Source organism: uncultured Maribacter sp., from assembly GCF_947496775.1.
In the GTDB taxonomy this organism is placed as follows: Bacteria; Bacteroidota; Bacteroidia; order Flavobacteriales; family Flavobacteriaceae; genus Maribacter_B.
In genome coordinates, this window is sequence record NZ_CANMDU010000005.1 from 222,346 (window position 1) to 239,066 (window position 16,721).

Annotated in this window: 17 protein-coding genes; 3 read left to right on the forward strand and 14 right to left on the reverse strand. The window is 32.4% G+C overall.

Annotated features, from left to right (window positions below; genetic code table 11):
* Positions 1-143: 143 nt before the first annotated feature.
* The gene (locus Q0856_RS10470; RefSeq protein ID WP_298504762.1) at positions 144-2,597 is read left to right on the forward strand and encodes a M14 family metallopeptidase; all 2,454 of its coding nucleotides are present in this window, start codon (positions 144-146) and stop codon (positions 2,595-2,597) included.
* Between the two features lie 20 nt (positions 2,598-2,617).
* Here the strand turns inward: Q0856_RS10470 and rimO are convergent, their stop codons facing one another.
* Positions 2,618-3,943 (reverse strand): 30S ribosomal protein S12 methylthiotransferase RimO, encoded by a 1,326-nt coding sequence (gene rimO, locus Q0856_RS10475; RefSeq protein WP_298504765.1) that lies wholly within the window; start codon positions 3,941-3,943, stop codon positions 2,618-2,620.
* Between the two features lie 131 nt (positions 3,944-4,074).
* Between rimO and Q0856_RS10480 the strand changes: the two genes are divergently transcribed.
* Positions 4,075-5,172, forward strand: a complete 1,098-nt coding sequence (locus Q0856_RS10480; protein WP_298504768.1) for a serine hydrolase — start codon at positions 4,075-4,077, stop codon at positions 5,170-5,172.
* An 86-nt stretch (positions 5,173-5,258) separates the two neighbouring features.
* Here Q0856_RS10480 and ftsY read toward each other — a convergent pair whose 3' ends face one another.
* The 12 genes from ftsY to recR form a co-directional block, all read right to left on the reverse strand.
* The gene (gene ftsY / locus Q0856_RS10485) at positions 5,259-6,218 is read right to left on the reverse strand and encodes a signal recognition particle-docking protein FtsY (protein ID WP_298487229.1); all 960 of its coding nucleotides are present in this window, start codon (positions 6,216-6,218) and stop codon (positions 5,259-5,261) included.
* A gap of 85 nt (positions 6,219-6,303) precedes the next feature.
* Positions 6,304-6,456: a DUF4295 domain-containing protein gene (locus tag Q0856_RS10490; protein WP_298480944.1), complete on the reverse strand. Its 153-nt coding sequence runs from the start codon at positions 6,454-6,456 to the stop codon at positions 6,304-6,306.
* 6 nt (positions 6,457-6,462) lie between these two features.
* On the reverse strand, positions 6,463-6,645 hold the full coding sequence (gene rpmG / locus Q0856_RS10495; RefSeq protein WP_099574372.1) for a 50S ribosomal protein L33: 183 nt from the start codon (positions 6,643-6,645) through the stop codon (positions 6,463-6,465).
* 18 nt (positions 6,646-6,663) lie between these two features.
* Positions 6,664-6,900 carry a 50S ribosomal protein L28 gene (gene rpmB / locus Q0856_RS10500; RefSeq protein ID WP_298480937.1) on the reverse strand — a complete coding sequence of 79 codons (237 nt, stop codon included), beginning with the start codon at positions 6,898-6,900 and terminating at the stop codon, positions 6,664-6,666.
* A 69-nt stretch (positions 6,901-6,969) separates the two neighbouring features.
* Entirely contained in the window at positions 6,970-8,220 is a 1,251-nt protein-coding gene (locus Q0856_RS10505) for a competence/damage-inducible protein A (RefSeq protein WP_298504771.1), read from the reverse strand.
* Positions 8,220-8,558, reverse strand: coding sequence for an Hpt domain-containing protein (locus Q0856_RS10510; protein WP_298480933.1), 339 nt, complete (start codon positions 8,556-8,558; stop codon positions 8,220-8,222). The genes Q0856_RS10505 and Q0856_RS10510 overlap by 1 nt, the downstream gene beginning before the upstream one ends.
* Positions 8,558-9,169, reverse strand: coding sequence for a fumarylacetoacetate hydrolase family protein (locus Q0856_RS10515; RefSeq protein ID WP_298504774.1), 612 nt, complete (start codon positions 9,167-9,169; stop codon positions 8,558-8,560). The genes Q0856_RS10510 and Q0856_RS10515 overlap by 1 nt, the downstream gene beginning before the upstream one ends.
* A 10-nt stretch (positions 9,170-9,179) precedes the next feature.
* Positions 9,180-10,091 (reverse strand): carboxypeptidase-like regulatory domain-containing protein, encoded by a 912-nt coding sequence (locus Q0856_RS10520; protein WP_298504777.1) that lies wholly within the window; start codon positions 10,089-10,091, stop codon positions 9,180-9,182.
* A gap of 2 nt (positions 10,092-10,093) precedes the next feature.
* Positions 10,094-10,870, reverse strand: a complete 777-nt coding sequence (locus Q0856_RS10525) for a 3'-5' exonuclease (RefSeq protein WP_298480927.1) — start codon at positions 10,868-10,870, stop codon at positions 10,094-10,096.
* 288 nt (positions 10,871-11,158) lie between these two features.
* On the reverse strand, positions 11,159-12,208 hold the full coding sequence (locus Q0856_RS10530; protein WP_298504780.1) for a right-handed parallel beta-helix repeat-containing protein: 1,050 nt from the start codon (positions 12,206-12,208) through the stop codon (positions 11,159-11,161).
* Between the two features lie 316 nt (positions 12,209-12,524).
* Positions 12,525-13,868 (reverse strand): dihydrolipoamide acetyltransferase family protein, encoded by a 1,344-nt coding sequence (locus Q0856_RS10535; protein WP_298504783.1) that lies wholly within the window; start codon positions 13,866-13,868, stop codon positions 12,525-12,527.
* Between the two features lie 90 nt (positions 13,869-13,958).
* Positions 13,959-14,579, reverse strand: a complete 621-nt coding sequence (gene recR / locus Q0856_RS10540; protein WP_298504787.1) for a recombination mediator RecR — start codon at positions 14,577-14,579, stop codon at positions 13,959-13,961.
* A gap of 58 nt (positions 14,580-14,637) precedes the next feature.
* Here recR and Q0856_RS10545 point away from each other — a divergent pair, with 58 nt between their 5' ends.
* Positions 14,638-16,101 (forward strand): sodium:solute symporter, encoded by a 1,464-nt coding sequence (locus Q0856_RS10545; RefSeq protein ID WP_298504790.1) that lies wholly within the window; start codon positions 14,638-14,640, stop codon positions 16,099-16,101.
* Here the strand turns inward: Q0856_RS10545 and Q0856_RS10550 are convergent.
* A complete protein-coding gene (locus Q0856_RS10550) occupies positions 16,098-16,457 on the reverse strand; it encodes a CoA-binding protein (protein WP_298480917.1) in 360 nt (119 codons plus the stop codon). The two genes, Q0856_RS10545 and Q0856_RS10550, sit on opposite strands and share 4 nt — an antisense overlap.
* Positions 16,458-16,721: the final 264 nt, after the last annotated feature.

Below are 16,721 nucleotides of genomic sequence, written 5' to 3' on the forward strand. Positions count from 1 at the left end.
TAAATATAAAACTCTTGCTTTTTAGAGTTCCTAAAAATACGTTAATTACGCTTTTATACAGAATAACTATTAAATACCCACACAAATAATTATATGCCATAAATTTATTAGATTTGAGTTTAATGCACCAAAGCCAAAAATTAATGACGAAATTTTTACTTTTTATTACTCTTAACATACCCTTTTTATTATCTGCGCAAGAATTAAAATCTCCATCTGATTTTCTTGGATACGAGATAGGAACTCAGTTCTCTAGGCATCATCAAGTAGTAGACTACTTTACCTATGTGGCTAATTATGCAAAAGAGAACGTTAAACTAATAGAATACGGAAAAACCAATGAACAAAGACCTTTACTTTTAGCTTATATCTCCACTGCTTCTAACCTAAAAAACATAGAGCAAATTCGTTTAGAGCATTTAAAAAATCTTACAGGAGAAGGTACCCCTAACAAAGCAATTGTTTGGCTTAGCTATAACGTTCATGGGAACGAAAGTGTAAGCACCGAAGTTTCTATGCAAACAATGTATGAACTGCTTACAAGCAAAAAACAATATTTAGATAATACTATTATTATTATCGACCCTTGTATTAATCCAGATGGCAGAGATCGTTATGTTAATTGGTACAATCAATTTAAAAACAAAAATTTAACTACTAACCCCGATAGTAAGGAACACCATGAAGGATGGATTAACGGAAGAAGCAATCACTATATGTTCGACCTAAATAGAGATTGGGCATGGCTAACGCAAGTTGAAAGTAAACAACGCATAAAATACTACAACAAATGGCTTCCTCATGTACATGTAGATTTTCATGAACAGGGAGTAGATAGTCCTTATTACTTTGCTCCTGCTGCGGAACCATATCATGAAGCCATCACCAATTTCCAAAGAGAATTCCAAACTACCATTGGTAAAAACCATGCAAAGTATTTCGATGCTAATGGATGGTTTTATTTTACCAAAGAATTTTTTGACTTGCTATACCCAAGCTACGGTGACACTTACCCAATTTATAATGGAAGTATTGGTATGACATATGAGCAAGGCGGTAGCGGAAGAGCAGGGCTAGCTATTAAAACTAACATCGGAGATACCTTATCTCTAAAAGATCGTTTTAATCACCATTTAACTACCGGTATTTCTACAGTGGAAGTCTCCTCTAAAAATGCTGAAAAATTAAATTCTGAATTCAAGAAATTTTATCAAAACAAAAACCACAAATACAAAAGTTATGTTCTAAATGGTAATACAGATAAAATTAATTCTTTAACCAATCTGCTAGACCAACATAATATAGAATATGGTTTTGGAAAAGAAGCCACTCTTAAAGGTCATTTGTACTCCACAAATAAAACAGGAAACTTTAAAAGTTCCACAAACAGTTTAATTGTTTCTACAAGCCAAGCAAAAGGAACACTTGTAAAAGTACTTTTTGAGCCTAATGCAAAACTAAGCGATTCCTTAACCTATGACATAACCGCTTGGTCTCTACCGTACGCGCATGGATTAGATGCTATTGCTACAACCAATACTATTGCTAGCACTTCTTCCGACAGAAAGATAGATGCTGAAATTTCGATAGATAAAAACGCCTATGCGTACATTACAGACTGGAATAGCATTAATGACGCTAAATTTTTAGCCTCTCTACTTAAAGAAAACATTAGAGTTCGTTTTACTCAAAAACCTTTCTCGCTAGACAACACCAACCATAAACGAGGAAGTTTAATAATTACAAAACCAGATAATAGTAATAACAAAGAATTTTTATCTGTATTACAAACCGTTTCGAAAAGATACAACAAAAACATTACCTCTGCCCAAACTGGCTTTATGGATAGCGGCAAAGATTTAGGTTCTAATTCCGTTAAAATGATTTCTAAGCCTAAAATAGCTGTGTTATCGGGAGACCCAACATCTACATTACGTTTTGGTGAAATATGGTCCTTTTTTGAACAAGAATTAGATTACCCTATAACCATCCTTGATGATCGTTATTTTAAAAGAATTAACCTTTCTAAGTACGATGTTTTAATTTTACCCGACGGCTTTGGATACTCTGAATTTTTAGAAGGAAAAACTTTAGATGACATTACCAATTGGGTAAGCAATGGAGGTAACCTTATTGTTATGGGAAAAGCCATAAAAAATTTGGCAAACAAAAAGGGATTCGACATTAAAACTAAAGAAGAAAAAAAGGATAGCACAATTAGCCTTAAAGCTTATGATAAAAACGAAAGAGAGCGCATGAAAGACGCTATTACAGGTGCCATTTTCAAAACTAAAGTTGATATTACACACCCGCTGGGTTACGGGTACAATGAAGATTATTTTACTCTTAAACTAGGGCAAGATGCTTATGAATATTTAGACAACGGCAATGTCGTTTATTTAGAAAAAAACAACAACCATCCTGTTTCTGGTTTTGCAGGCAGTGAAGCTCAAAAAAGAATTGATCAAACTCTAATTTATGGTGTTCAAAAAAACGAAAATGGCAATATAATATATATGGTAGATAATCCTCTTTTTAGAGGTTTTTGGGAAAATGGAAAACTATTTTTTGCAAATGCAATCTTTATGGTGAACTAAAAAAATAATTAACCCACTTTTTATTCTCTAATAAAGTTTGATTGCTCTACTGGCTCGCCATACAAATCAAAATCGGCAGCTTCATTTATTTTTATGTCTACAAATTCACCATGTTTAATATAGTATTTTGTAGCATCAATAAGCACTTCATTATCTACATCTGGAGAATCGAACTCTGTTCTACCAATAAAATAATTACCCTCTTTACGATCAATAATACAACGAAAAGTTTCTCCAATTTTCTGCTGGTTTAACTCCCATGAAATTTGAGATTGTATTTCCATAATTTGGTTTGCACGATCTTGCTTTACATCCTCAGGAACATTATCTTCTAAAGTATAAGCATGTGTATTTTCTTCATGACTATAAGTAAAACAACCCAAACGCTCAAAACGCATTTCTTCTACCCAATTTTTAAGCTCTAAAAAGTCTTCTTCTGTCTCTCCCGGGTATCCAACAATGAGTGTTGTTCTTATAGTCATATTTGGTACCGCTGCTCTAAAATCTTTAATTAACTGCGTTGTTTTAGCATGTGTAGTTCCTCTACGCATACTTTTTAAAACAGAATCTGATATATGCTGTAAAGGAATATCTAAATAATTACAAACCTTAGGCTCCTCATTCATTACATCTAAAACATCCATAGGAAAACCAGTTGGGAATGCATAATGTAAACGAATCCATTCTATTCCTTCAACCTTTACTAACGCTTTTAACAACTCAGCTAAGTTTCTCTTCTTATATAAATCTAATCCATAATACGTAAGGTCCTGAGCTATTAAAACTAATTCTTTTACACCTTTTGCAGCTAACTTTTCTGCCTCTACCACTAAATCTTCAATAGGAGTACTTTTATGCTTTCCTCTCATTATTGGAATAGCACAAAAAGAACAAGGACGATCACAACCTTCTGCAATCTTTAAATAAGCGTAATTTTTTGGTGTTGTAGTTAATCGTTCCCCTATTAACTCATGCTTATAATCTGCCTCTAGAGCTTTTAATAAACTAGGCAACTCACTTGTTCCAAAAAACTCATCTACATTTGGAATTTCTTTTTGTAAGTCTGGCTTATATCTTTCACTTAAACACCCAGTAACAAAAACCTTATCTACATCTCCTGCATTTTTCTTCTCTACAAATTCTAGAATAGTATTCACACTCTCTTCTTTTGCATTTGCAATAAAACCACATGTGTTTATAACTACAATGTTACCCTCTTCCTCATGGACTACCTCTTTATCATTAGCACGAAGTTGCCCCATTAACACCTCCGAGTCGTATACATTCTTAGAGCAACCTAAAGTTACTACATTGATCTTGTTCTTTTTAAGTGATTTTGTTCTCATAACGGTAAAATAGTGCGCAAAAATACAATAAGCATAACGAACAATATTGTTTTCATACGATTTCTTACCCAAAAACGTTAAACCTTTACCATTTTAAATTGTCTAAGATTAAATAAAAACCAAAAAAATAAATGAAAAAACATTTTAGAACCTTTGTTATAATCATTAGTCTATTAATAATATCTTGCTCTAAAGACAATGACAACAAAACAGAGGAGGACATAATTCCTAGCGGAATATATTTTCCAGAAATAGGTAGTACTACTTGGGAAACTATTACGCCAGCTCAATTAAACTGGAAGGAGGAAAACTTGCCAGATTTATATGATTATTTAGAAGCTAAAAATTCTAAAGGATTTATAATCCTTAAAAATGGAAGAATTGTTGTCGAAAAATATTTTAATGGGCATTCTCAAAATGAGGACTGGGTATGGTATTCTGCCGGAAAAACATTAGTTTCTAGTACTATAGGAATAGCACAAGAGGAAGGCTTTTTATCTATTACCGACAAATCTTCTGATTATTTAGGAGCTAATTGGTCATCTTTAACTAAAGAAAAGCAAGATTTAATTACCGTTAAAGACCACCTTAGCATGTCTACCGGTTTAAATGATTATGTAGAGCAAACTCTAAAATGGATTTGCACTTCTCCTTCTTGTTTTGATTATGAAGCAGATGCGAACACTAGATGGGCATACCACCAAGGTGCATATACAAAACTAAAAGATGTTGTAACCAATGCTACAGGTATAGATTTTAACACCTACTTCTATTCTAAAATAAGAGATAAAATAGGCATGACTGGCTCTTGGAACGAACTAACCCTACTAACTCTTTACTCCAGTGATACTAGAAGTATGGCACGTTGGGGGTTATTAATTGAAAACGAAGGTGTTTGGGACTCAGAAACCATTATTAGTAAAAGTTATTATGATGCAATGGTAAATACCTCTCAAGATATAAATAAATCTTACGGTTATTTATGGTGGCTTAATGGAAAAGAGAACTATATGGGCACTACCTCGCAAATTGCAAAACAAGGATCATTAGTACCTAGTGCTCCAGAAGATATGTTTGCTGCTTTAGGTGCAGATGACCAAAAAATATATATTATTCCAAGCCAAGATTTAGTTATTGTACGATGTGGAGATAGCGCTGAAGAAATGCAATTAGGCCCTTCTAGTTTTGACAATGAATTATGGCTTAAAATTAATGCTGTGATTAAGTAGTTGGCTGTTAGTAAAAAAGTTATATTAAGAAAGCCCTTTAAAATAATGCTATTTTAAAGGGCTTTTATAGTATTCTTTTAGGAAAGCTACTTTAAATTAAAGAAGGAATCTACAAATTCAAATTTATTAAAGACTTGCAAATCCTCTATTCCTTCCCCGACTCCAATATATTTTACTGGAATTTTAAATTGATCAGATATACCTATAACAACACCACCTTTTGCAGTACCATCTAATTTTGTAATTGCTAAAGAAGTAACCTCCGTTGCTTTTGTAAACTGCTTAGCTTGTTCAAAAGCATTTTGTCCAGTAGAACCATCTAAAACCAAAAGTACTTCATTAGGAGTGTTGGCTACAACTTTTTGCATAACACGTTTTACTTTAGTTAACTCATTCATTAAGTTCACCTTATTATGCAAACGCCCAGCAGTATCTATAATAACCACATCTGCATCTTGCGTTACTGCTGAACTTAAGGTGTCAAAAGCTACAGAAGCAGGATCACTTCCCATATCTTGCCTTACAATTGGTACGTCTACCCTATCTGCCCAAACCTGCAACTGGTCTATCGCTGCTGCTCTAAACGTATCTGCTGCTCCTAAAACAACTTTTAATCCTTGTTTTTTAAATTGATGCGCTAGTTTTCCAATAGTAGTAGTTTTACCTGCCCCATTAACTCCTACAACCATGATTACATATGGCTTTTTATCTTTTGGAATACTATATTCTGTTTCTTCTCCTAAGTGAGTTTCTGATAATAGTCCTGCAATTTCTTCTCTTAAAATTACATTTAATTCGTCTGTACCTAAATATTTGTCTTTAGAAACACGAGCTTCAATTCTATCAATTATTTTTAATGTAGTATCTACCCCTACATCAGAAGAAACCAAAACTTCTTCTAAATTATCCAGAACATCATCATCTACCTTAGATTTTCCTGCAACAGCTTTACCTAATTTAGAAAAAAAAGTAGTTTTACTTTTTTCTAAACCCTTATCTAATGTTTCTTTCTTTTTAGAAGAAAATATTTTCTTAAATAAACTCATATCTTAACTATAATTACTCAAATATAAAAAATTAAAAAGCCTCTTTCGTAAGAAAGAGGCTTTAAAAAACTTTTAAGTTAGTTAGTTACTTTTTTGCTATCCATTCGTTCACCAATTCTGGTGCCATAACAGATTCTACAAAAGTATATGCTCCTGACTTAGGTGACTTTACCATTTTAATGGCTTTAGTCAATCTTTTAGAACTTGTTTGTAAACTTGCTACCGTCTTCTTTGCCATGACTTATTATTTTATTTCTTTATGAACTGTCATTCTCTTAAGGATAGGGTTGAATTTTTTAATTTCCATCCTTTCCGGAGTATTCTTTTTATTCTTTGTAGTTATGTACCTAGAAGTACCTGGTTGCCCAGATTCTTTATGTTCCGTACATTCTAATATAACCTGAATTCTATTTCCTTTTTTTGCCATTTTTGTTGAATTTTAGGATTACTTAACTAATCCATTAGCTTTGGCGTTTTTCAAAACAGCCGAAATACCTTTTTTATTGATAATTTTCAACGCCTTAGCGGAAACCTTTAAGGTTACCCAACGATCTTCTTCAGGAATGTAAAATCTTTTCTTGGAAAGGTTTACATTAAATCTTCTTCTGGTCTTATTAATTGAGAACGATACGTTGTTCCCAAACATAGCCCTTTTTCCAGTAATTTCACAAACTTTTGACATTGCGCAGAATTTTTCTTTTAAACAGGGTGCAAATTTATATCTTTTTTATGGTACTGGCAAAATTCTTTTTCAGAATTTTAATATTTCTTTTTGAAGCATTTCAAACGCCTTATTTACAGACTTTTGCACAACACGCTCTCGTTGAGCTCCCATCATAAATTCTTCACATATTACTTCTTTCGGTGTTGCTATAGCGATAAACACCGTTCCTACCTCAGCATCAGAGTCTCCTTTAGTAGGTCCTGCATTACCTGTCGTAGCAATTGCAAAATCGGAATTAAATATTTTCTTGGCCGAGGAGGCCATATATTTTACAACGGCAGCGCTGACCACAGAATGCTTTTCTATAATTGCTTTTGGAACATCTAAAATATTCGTCTTTGCTTCCGTAGCGTAACTAACAATACTTCCTTTAAAATATGCTGATGCGCCTGGTATTTGCGTAATTTCTTTTGCTATTTGGCCACCAGTAAAACTCTCTGCTGTTCCTAATGTTAGTTTTTTATCTGTTAATAACTGGGCGATTATTTCTTCAATAGTTTCCTCATCTTCTATACCATATACAACATCATTAATCAAAACATGTAGCTCGGAACACTCTTTATCTATAGCTCCTAGTAAAACTTGCTTATCCTCTCCTTTAGCACTTAAACGCAAGCGAACTTTTCCAAGACTTGGAAGATATGCCAGTTTAATAAAGTCCGGTAAACTAGACTCCCAATCCTCTAACCTCTCCGCTAAAGCACTTTCTCCAATACCATACGTTACAATTGTTTTATGTATTATATGTGGCGTTTTAAATTGCTTAACAATTTTCGGAATTACTTTGGTTGTGATTAAGTTCTTCATTTCAAAAGGAACACCAGGAAGGGAAACAAAAACGGTTTCTTTATCCACCATCCACATTCCCGGGGCTGTACCAAAATCGTTCTGTAAAACTTCTGCCCGAGAAGGCACTAATGCCTGATTTCTATTGATTTGACTAATTGGCCTGTCTTTATAATATTTTGCAAACAAACCTTCTACATGCTGTAAAACTGCTTTATCTTCCACTAATGTGTCTTGAAGATATTCACAAAATGTATGTTTAGTAATATCGTCTTTAGTAGGACCTAATCCACCTGTAACAATAACAATTTGAGCCCTACTTCTTGCTTCATTTAAAGCATTAAGAATATGCTCTTTATCATCTTGAATAGATGTTACCTGATACACAGAAACTCCTATTTTGTTGAGTTCCTTAGCAATAAAAGCAGAATTTGTATCTACTATTTGACCGATAAGAATTTCATCGCCAATAGTAATTATTTCCGCATGCATTATAAATTAAAGTCTTTTTTTAGTTCGGAAACCACCTGGCTAATATCTTTTTGCAGAATTGGAAATATTTTTTTTATCTCCTCCATATTAGCCTCACTCTTACCCAATGTTTCCATCTCTAAAGCTGCTGCTTTAGTTTGTTCCATACCTAACAAATCTACATTTGGCTTAATTTTATGTGCTAAATTATATACCTGATTATAATTCATTTCTTCTAAAGCAACTCCTAATGCTTCTATGTCTACAGGTACTTCTTCTAAAAAAACAGAAATTACGGAAACGATAAACTCTTCGTCTCCTTCTGCCATTTCATTAATCTTATCTAAACTATATATCATTATTTAATTTTTAAAGAAAAAAGCTTTTTCCCCTCTAATGTTCCGGTAAGATAATCATTTGGTTGTATTCTACCAACACCTGCTGGAGTTCCTGTAAATATAATATCTCCTTTTTTTAGCATAAAATAGGAAGAAACATACGCTATTAACTCATCTATCTTCCAGAGCATCAAACTTGTATTACCTGTTTGCACCACTTCTTCATTTTTTATTAATTGAAAATTAATATCGTTGACATTCGTAAAATTGGAAACAGGCAACCACTCTCCAATTACAGCAGCGCCATCAAAACCTTTTGCTTTTTCCCAAGGCAATCCTTTCTCTTTCAACTTAGATTGTACATCTCTAGCAGTAAAATCTATTCCTAACCCTATTTCATCATAATACTTATGCGCAAACTTTTCCTGAATATGCTTTCCTACTTTTTTAATTTTCACCAGTACTTCAACTTCATAATGAATATCATTGGAAAATTCTGGAATATAAAAATCTTGCTCCTTCGGTAAAACTGCCGAATCTGGTTTTATAAAAACCACAGGATCTGTTGGTTTTTCATTTTGCAATTCCTCAATGTGCGCAGTATAATTTCTGCCAATGCAAATTATTTTCATATCAAAAAAATTACTCTTTAGACACCTTTAAACTAATTGCTGGTATAAAATTTTTAGCTTTGTCCTTAGATTTTACTGTAAAATCTGTCCATTGCCCCATACCATAAACCATGGCTTTATAATTCTGATTCTTATTATAAACACCTCCAAAAGTTGGTGCAAAACGATCTTCAACTACTTTTTTATTTGTCAGCGGATGTACCAATGTTGTTGCATACCAATTGTAAGGTACAAACAACCACTCCAAACCAACATAAACACCTTGTTTAGGTATTTTTATATGCAAAGCTTCTAAATCTATAGACACGTAATCTTTGTCTTTCTGAGTTTCTAAAACAACACTTTTCCTTAATACATCCTGATTAGGTTTCTTTGTTTTTACATCCACATCATAGATACGTAATCTAAATTTTGAAGCTGGTCGTTTAAAGTTTTTATCTTTTTGAAAAAAGACAGTGACTTTACTTACAAATTTCTTTTGCGCTCCGATATTTGGAAAATACAAAGCCAATACCCAAGGAGTTGATGAAGATGAAAACCCGCTTGTTAAACTGTAACTACTTACCGGGTTTAAAACATCTGAGTTACCTAAGGATTGTGTAACAACCACCTCATCTAACTCAAAAGACTCTTCTACTAAATGAAATTTCTTTGACTTATAAATATCTTTTGCAGTAACAATAGTATCGTTATAACCTAAAGAGGAGATATGTAATTGTTTTTCCAAAAAAGATTCTTGTACATCTATGTAAAAATGTCCATTATCATCAGTAGAAGTTCCTTTTAATGTGTTTAAAAAACTAAGATTTACATATGGAATAGGTTCTTTGGTTTTATGATCATACACGTGGCCTTCAAACAAAATTTCTTGCCCTTGAAGTTGAAGAACCGTAAGAAACAAAAATATAAAACACCTCATCATATTTAGCTTAACTTATTATTTAGCTTGCTTAATTTTATTTGAGTAAGTACTTTTTTGGTGTACAATGGAAAATCAGCATTTAATATCCAACCGAAGTAACCCGGCTCTTTATCTAAAACGTCGTGCACTTTTTTTCCTTTATGTTTCCCAAAGGAGAAAATTTCTTCTCCATTTTCATCCATAGCAATAAAACCTGCAAAATCTACTGATTGTTTCCTTTGAGAAAACTCAGATAGTTTTTTTACATTATTTTCCAATTCTGGGTATCTATCTAATTGAGACAATAAAACCTCATATGTTGCTTTGGTATCAGCAGCTGCACTATGAGCATCGGATAAGTCTTTATTACAATAAAATTTATATGCAGCTTCCAATGTTCTTTTCTCCATCTTATGAAAAATAGTTTGCACATCTACAGAAACTGTATTTTTCATATCAAAATCAATATCTGCTCGCAGCAATTCCTCCGCCAATAAAGGAATATCAAAACGATCTGAATTAAAACCTCCTAAATCGCTATCTTTTATCATAGCATAAATATCTTTTGAAAGATCCTTAAATGTAGGCTCGTTTGCCACTTTCTCATTAGTAATACCATGCACCTCTATAACATGATCTGGGATGGTCATTTCTGGATTAACAAGCCAAGTTTTACTTTCCTTATTTCCATTAGGAAATATTTTAAGTATTGAAATCTCTACTACTCTATCTTTTGCAACATTTATACCTGTAGTTTCTAAATCGAAAAAACAAATAGGTCTGGTTAACTTTAACTCCATTTTTAATAAAAATTTTTACAAAGATAGTTTTTCGTATGCTCTAGTTAAATGTAAAATTCAAATTTATACCTGAATTACCTATAAATATAGAGCAACAAGCTTGTATTTATAATCTTTAACCTTAAATCGCTCATTATAAGAAACCTGAAGAAAGTGATAAACACTAGGCTTTAGATTAACACTAAACCAAATTTTATATTTAACGGGCTTAGACATTAATACTATATAGATTTTACTGCTTAGAAGAAATAATTTACACTTACACCCTTACTTTAATTTAGGTGCTTTTTAATTTTTATATGCTCCTGCATCTAGTGATGCTATATCTCTTGTGTTTCCATCAAAATCGGTTAAGGGAAAATCCGTTAAACCAACAGCTGCATTTGTAGCTGCTGACGAATTAGTTATATGTAAGTCCCTATTAGAAAAATCAATAAAGCCTATATCATTTGATCCAATAACATTATTACTCTCACTATAAGGTAAGTTTGCATATATAAAAGTTGTACCCCCATCTGTTCTTATTGCAATATTTCCTATAATATCAAAATCAACTCCTATTAAAGCATCATTTATTCCAATTGAAGATTTAGAATCCGAAACAATAGTATTAAAACGAACCAGAGCATGCCCTATATGATTGGACGAATTACCATTACTTGCTAAGTTAATTCCGCGCATTCCATTGTCATAAATAACATTGTTCTCAATTAACAATTGTCCTGAATCCCCTGGATGATCAGAGAAGTAACTGATTCCATGATCCGTAGCTTGATAAAGCTTGTTTTTTGAAATAACGCCATAGGTTCTAATACTGATACAGTTACCACCATCATTTAACACATTATAAATAGTGTTTTCTGTAATACTAACATTGAATCCTTGAAAATATATACCGTGATGAGGAGCACCAAATTGACTTGAAGTATTATTAGTAGCAACATTGTAAATAGTATTTCCTTTAATTAAGGTATTAATATGATTTTCAGCCGCTAAAACCCCATTTTCTTCAATATCATGAATTTGATTGTCTATTATCTTTACGTTATTAGACGAGCCGCTATTTCGAAATCGGATTGCATCTTCTGCGATATCTCTGAAAATACAATTCTCAATACACAAATTATTAACATCTCTAATTTGCAATCCATCCCCTTCAATGTTTTCAAAAATACAATTCCGAATGATGGTTCCATCATAAGCGTGCCCATCTATTAAAACTGTGGAATTGAATGTTTGATTCTCAATAATTCCCGGTTCAACATCCATAGAAATAGCATCACTCTTACACGAAGACAAGCCAGTAATGAGAATAAGCAGTTTAAATAATACTTTCATTTTATTTTAATTGTGTATTTACGCGCAACAGTTCAGCTCGTATGTTTGTTATTTATGTTGAAGATAATATATTTAGATATTATTGAAATAATAAAAGAGAAGAGTGATAAAGAGGTTCGACTAAATACTTAGAATAGTTAACGCATCATAGGTTAATAACTCTTCACAAGCTAACACCCTTAAAATCATTAGCTTAATACTATTAAAAACTATAATAAACTGCAGGGTTTTAAACCTTAATTTGAAACCAGAAAATAAGCTCCCCAAAAAATAAAGGTATAGAGGTATTTAAGCTAATAAAACATATTCTTAAATTTTAGAAATCCCTATTTACATCCCAAGCTTCTAGATAATCTGCTACCGCCTTTACAAACATACTACCTAGTGCCCCATTAACTACTCTATGATCATAACTATGAGATAAATACATTTTACTACGAATACCTATAAAATCTCCTTCCTCAGTTTCTATTACTGAAGGTATTTTACGAATAGCTCCTAAAGCCAAAATACCCACTTGAGGTTGATTTATAATTGGCGTTCCAAATACGCTACCAAATGTTCCTACATTAGTAACAGTATAAGTCCCATCCTGTACCTCATCTGGTTTTAAGGCATTACCTCTAGCCCTAGTTGCTAAATCATTTACAACCTTTGCCATACCAACTAAATTTAATTGGTCTGCATTTTTTATAACAGGTACAATTAAATTACCATCTGGTAAAGCTGCGGCCATACCTATATTAATATTCTTCTTTTTAATAACATTATTACCATCCACAGATATATTCATCAATGGATATTTTTTTAAAGCCTTAGCTACCGCCTCTAAAAAAATCGGAGTATATGTTAATTTTTCTCCTTCTTGCTCTAAGAAGGCTTTTTTCATTTTATTACGCCAGTTTACAATATTGGTAACGTCTACCTCTATAAAACTTTGCACATGAGCAGAAGTAGAAACACTTTCTACCATATGTTTAGCAATTAATTTGCCCATTCTAGACATTTCCACAATCTCATTTCCATTAGAATTTTCAACTGGCACTGATACAGACTGCGCTTCTTTAGTCTCTACAATAGATGCTGAAACTATTTTCTTTTCTTGCTCTTTTTCCACTACCGAAGACTGTTTTACACCTCCTTTAGCTGCTACATAATTTAGAATATCACTCTTAGAAACCCTTCCTTCTTTTCCTGTTCCTGGGATAGCATCTAATTCTACCATTGTTACCCCTTCTTGTTTTGCAATATTTTTTACTAATGGAGAATAAAAACGATTTGTTGTGCTTTCTCCCAAAACTGCAGACTGCACAGCTTCTTTAGTGACTACAATGTTCTTTTCTAATTCTTTAACTGCCGCATGTATATGAGTATCCTCTATTTCTTTTACGTTGGATTCTTCTGTTTTGCCAACTTCTTCATCTGTACTAATTATAGCTACCGTTTCTCCTACCTTAATGACTTCATCAATACTAAATAGTTTTTCTACTAAAACCCCTTCTACCTCACTAGGGACTTCTGTATCTACCTTATCCGTAGCAATCTCAAAAACAGCTTCATCCATTTCAATTGTATCCCCTACTTCCTTCAACCAGGTAGTCAATGTTGCTTCCGCAACACTTTCTCCCATTTTTGGTAATTTCAATTCAAACTTTGCCATATTCCTATTTAATAAGCTTATTTCAATGTATTTTTTGCAAAAATAACATAAAAAACATCAAAATATTAAACTTAATTTACTATTTAACTCTTAATTAGACTTTAGAGATCCTTCAAAAGGTATTCTATTTATTATACTCCTCCCTAAAGTTACTTCATCTGCATATTCTAATTCATCTCCCACTGCAATTCCTCTTGCTATAGTAGATATACTAATCCCCTCTTTTTCAATCTGTTTATAAATATAAAAATTGGTAGTATCACCTTCCATGGTAGAACTCAATGCAAAAATCAACTCTTTTATTTCCCCTTTTTTTACTTTACTAATTAAAGAACTTATAGTTAACTCTTGCGGCCCAATGCCCTCCATAGGAGATATTTTCCCTCCTAATACATGATACATACCCCTAAACTGACCTGTATTTTCAATTGCCATTACATCTCTAATATCCTCAACTACACAAACCAAAGAGGCATCTCTTTTTGGGTTCGCACATATTTCGCATAATTCTGTATCCGATATATTATGACAATTAGAACAAAAGCGAACCTTCGCTTTTAAATCTAACAAAGACGTAGCTAAATTTTCTGTTCTTTGATCCGACTGTTTTAGCAAATGTAAAACCAAACGCAATGCTGTTCTTTTACCAATCCCTGGTAATTGAGACATTTCATATACCGCATTTTCTAAAAGTTTAGACGAAAAATCCATACCAACAAAATTACATACTATTTTTACTTTTTGTACTTTGCATTGGAAATTTATTTCTATGACCTCAACGCATATTCTTCTATTAATAGGTGCTTACTTTTTTCTATTGCTTTTTATTTCTTATCTCACAGGAAAAAATGACTCTAATGTAGATTTTTTTAAAGCAGGAAAACAATCCCCTTGGTACTTAGTTGCATTCGGAATGATTGGCGCTTCGCTTTCTGGAGTTACTTTTATTTCTGTCCCTGGCTGGGTAGCTTCTTCGGAATTTAGCTATATGCAAGTTGTCTTTGGCTATATGGTTGGCTATTTTGTAATTGCTTATATTCTTTTACCTATTTATTACAGACTCAATGTTACCTCTATATATCAATATTTAGAACAAAGATTTGGAGCCACCAGCTATAAAGTTGGTGCTATATCTTTCTTTATATCTAGAGTTTTAGGAGCTTCTTTCCGTTTATTTTTAGTGGCATTAGTATTACAAGAGTTTGTTTTTGACGATTTAAATATACCTTTTGAAATAACGGTAACACTATCTATTTTACTAATATGGGTGTATACCTTTAGAGGTGGCATAAAAACTATTGTATGGACAGACACTTTGCAGACTCTCTTTATGCTTATAGCTGTTGGTTTATCTATCTATTTTATTAATGATGAATTAAATTGGAGTTTTACCGAATTTTTGACTTCGGAAGAATTAACGAAATACAATAAAATTCTTTTTACGGAAGACTTTTTTAGCAAAAATCATTTTATGAAATCATTCTTAGGAGGATTATTCATAGCTATATGCATGACAGGTTTAGACCAAGATATGATGCAAAAGAACTTAACTTGTAAATCTTTAAAAGATGCGCAAAAAAATGTGGTTTCTTTTGGTCTTGTCCTAGTTATAGTAAATTTTGTTTTTCTTCTTTTAGGGGCCTTGTTATTTATCTATGCCCATAAAATGAATATAGCAATACCGCTGCTAGACGGAAAAGCTAAGACAGATTTACTTTTTCCTGAAATTGCGTTAAATAGTGGCTTGGGCCCTATAATTGGGATAACTTTTATGTTAGGTCTTATTGCAGCTGCCTATAGTAGCGCAGATAGTGCACTAACATCTTTAACCACTTCTTTTTGTATTGATTTTCTAGGGATAGAAAAAAAGGAAAAAAATTATTCTAAAAAAATAAGAAAACTAGTTCATGTAGGCATGAGTATTTTACTCATCATCGTTGTAATTACTTTTAAATATGTATTAGATACTAATGTTATTGATGGTCTTTTGCAAGTTGCAACATACACTTATGGCCCACTTCTAGGATTATTTACCTTTGGTATTTTTACTAAACATAAAGTTAAAGATCAATATACTTGGGTTGTTGCTTTACTATCTGTTATTCTTATTTATATATTTGCAAGCGTTCCTACTGAAATTCTTGGTGGCTATAAAGTAGGGTACGAACTTTTACCAATAAACGGTATTTTAACTTTTATTGGTTTATGGCTTATACGTATTAAAGAAGATTAATATTGATTCGTTGCTAAAAGGACTAAAGTACAAGCTACCTCTACCTTAATTCCTTCGCTTTTTAAAATAGCATAAAACTCGGGATTTTCTGTCCCAGGATTAAAAATTACACGTTCCGGACGTAAATCCACTATATCTTTGTAGTATGCTTCTTGCCTTTTTGGATTTAAATACAAAGTAATGGTGTTAATATTTTGAAAATGAATAAATTTGCTTTTTATTTGAACACCAGAAACAGTCCCAAGTTTTAAACCGTAGGCTTCCGTTGTGATGCCACTTTTTACTAAACGATGTATTGCTATATTACTATAGCGATTAGGATTTAATGAGGCTCCGACTACTAATGTTTTCTTCATTGGTGCAATATAAGGATGTTAAATTTTATCTTAAATTGTAACTTTTACAATAAAAATTCGTCTATTAGTAGTACCAAACCGGAATTGTTTACATTTTTTTACAATATAAGTCGTTGAGAAAACTATATGTTTATAGTTAATGGTTAGTGTTTAGTATAGTCTATCAACGAAAAAACCCCAACAGCAATGTTGGGGTTTTAAATTTTTTATATCCCGCATACTTATTGAAAACCAATACTTTATACTTTTAACAAGCGTTAAAAT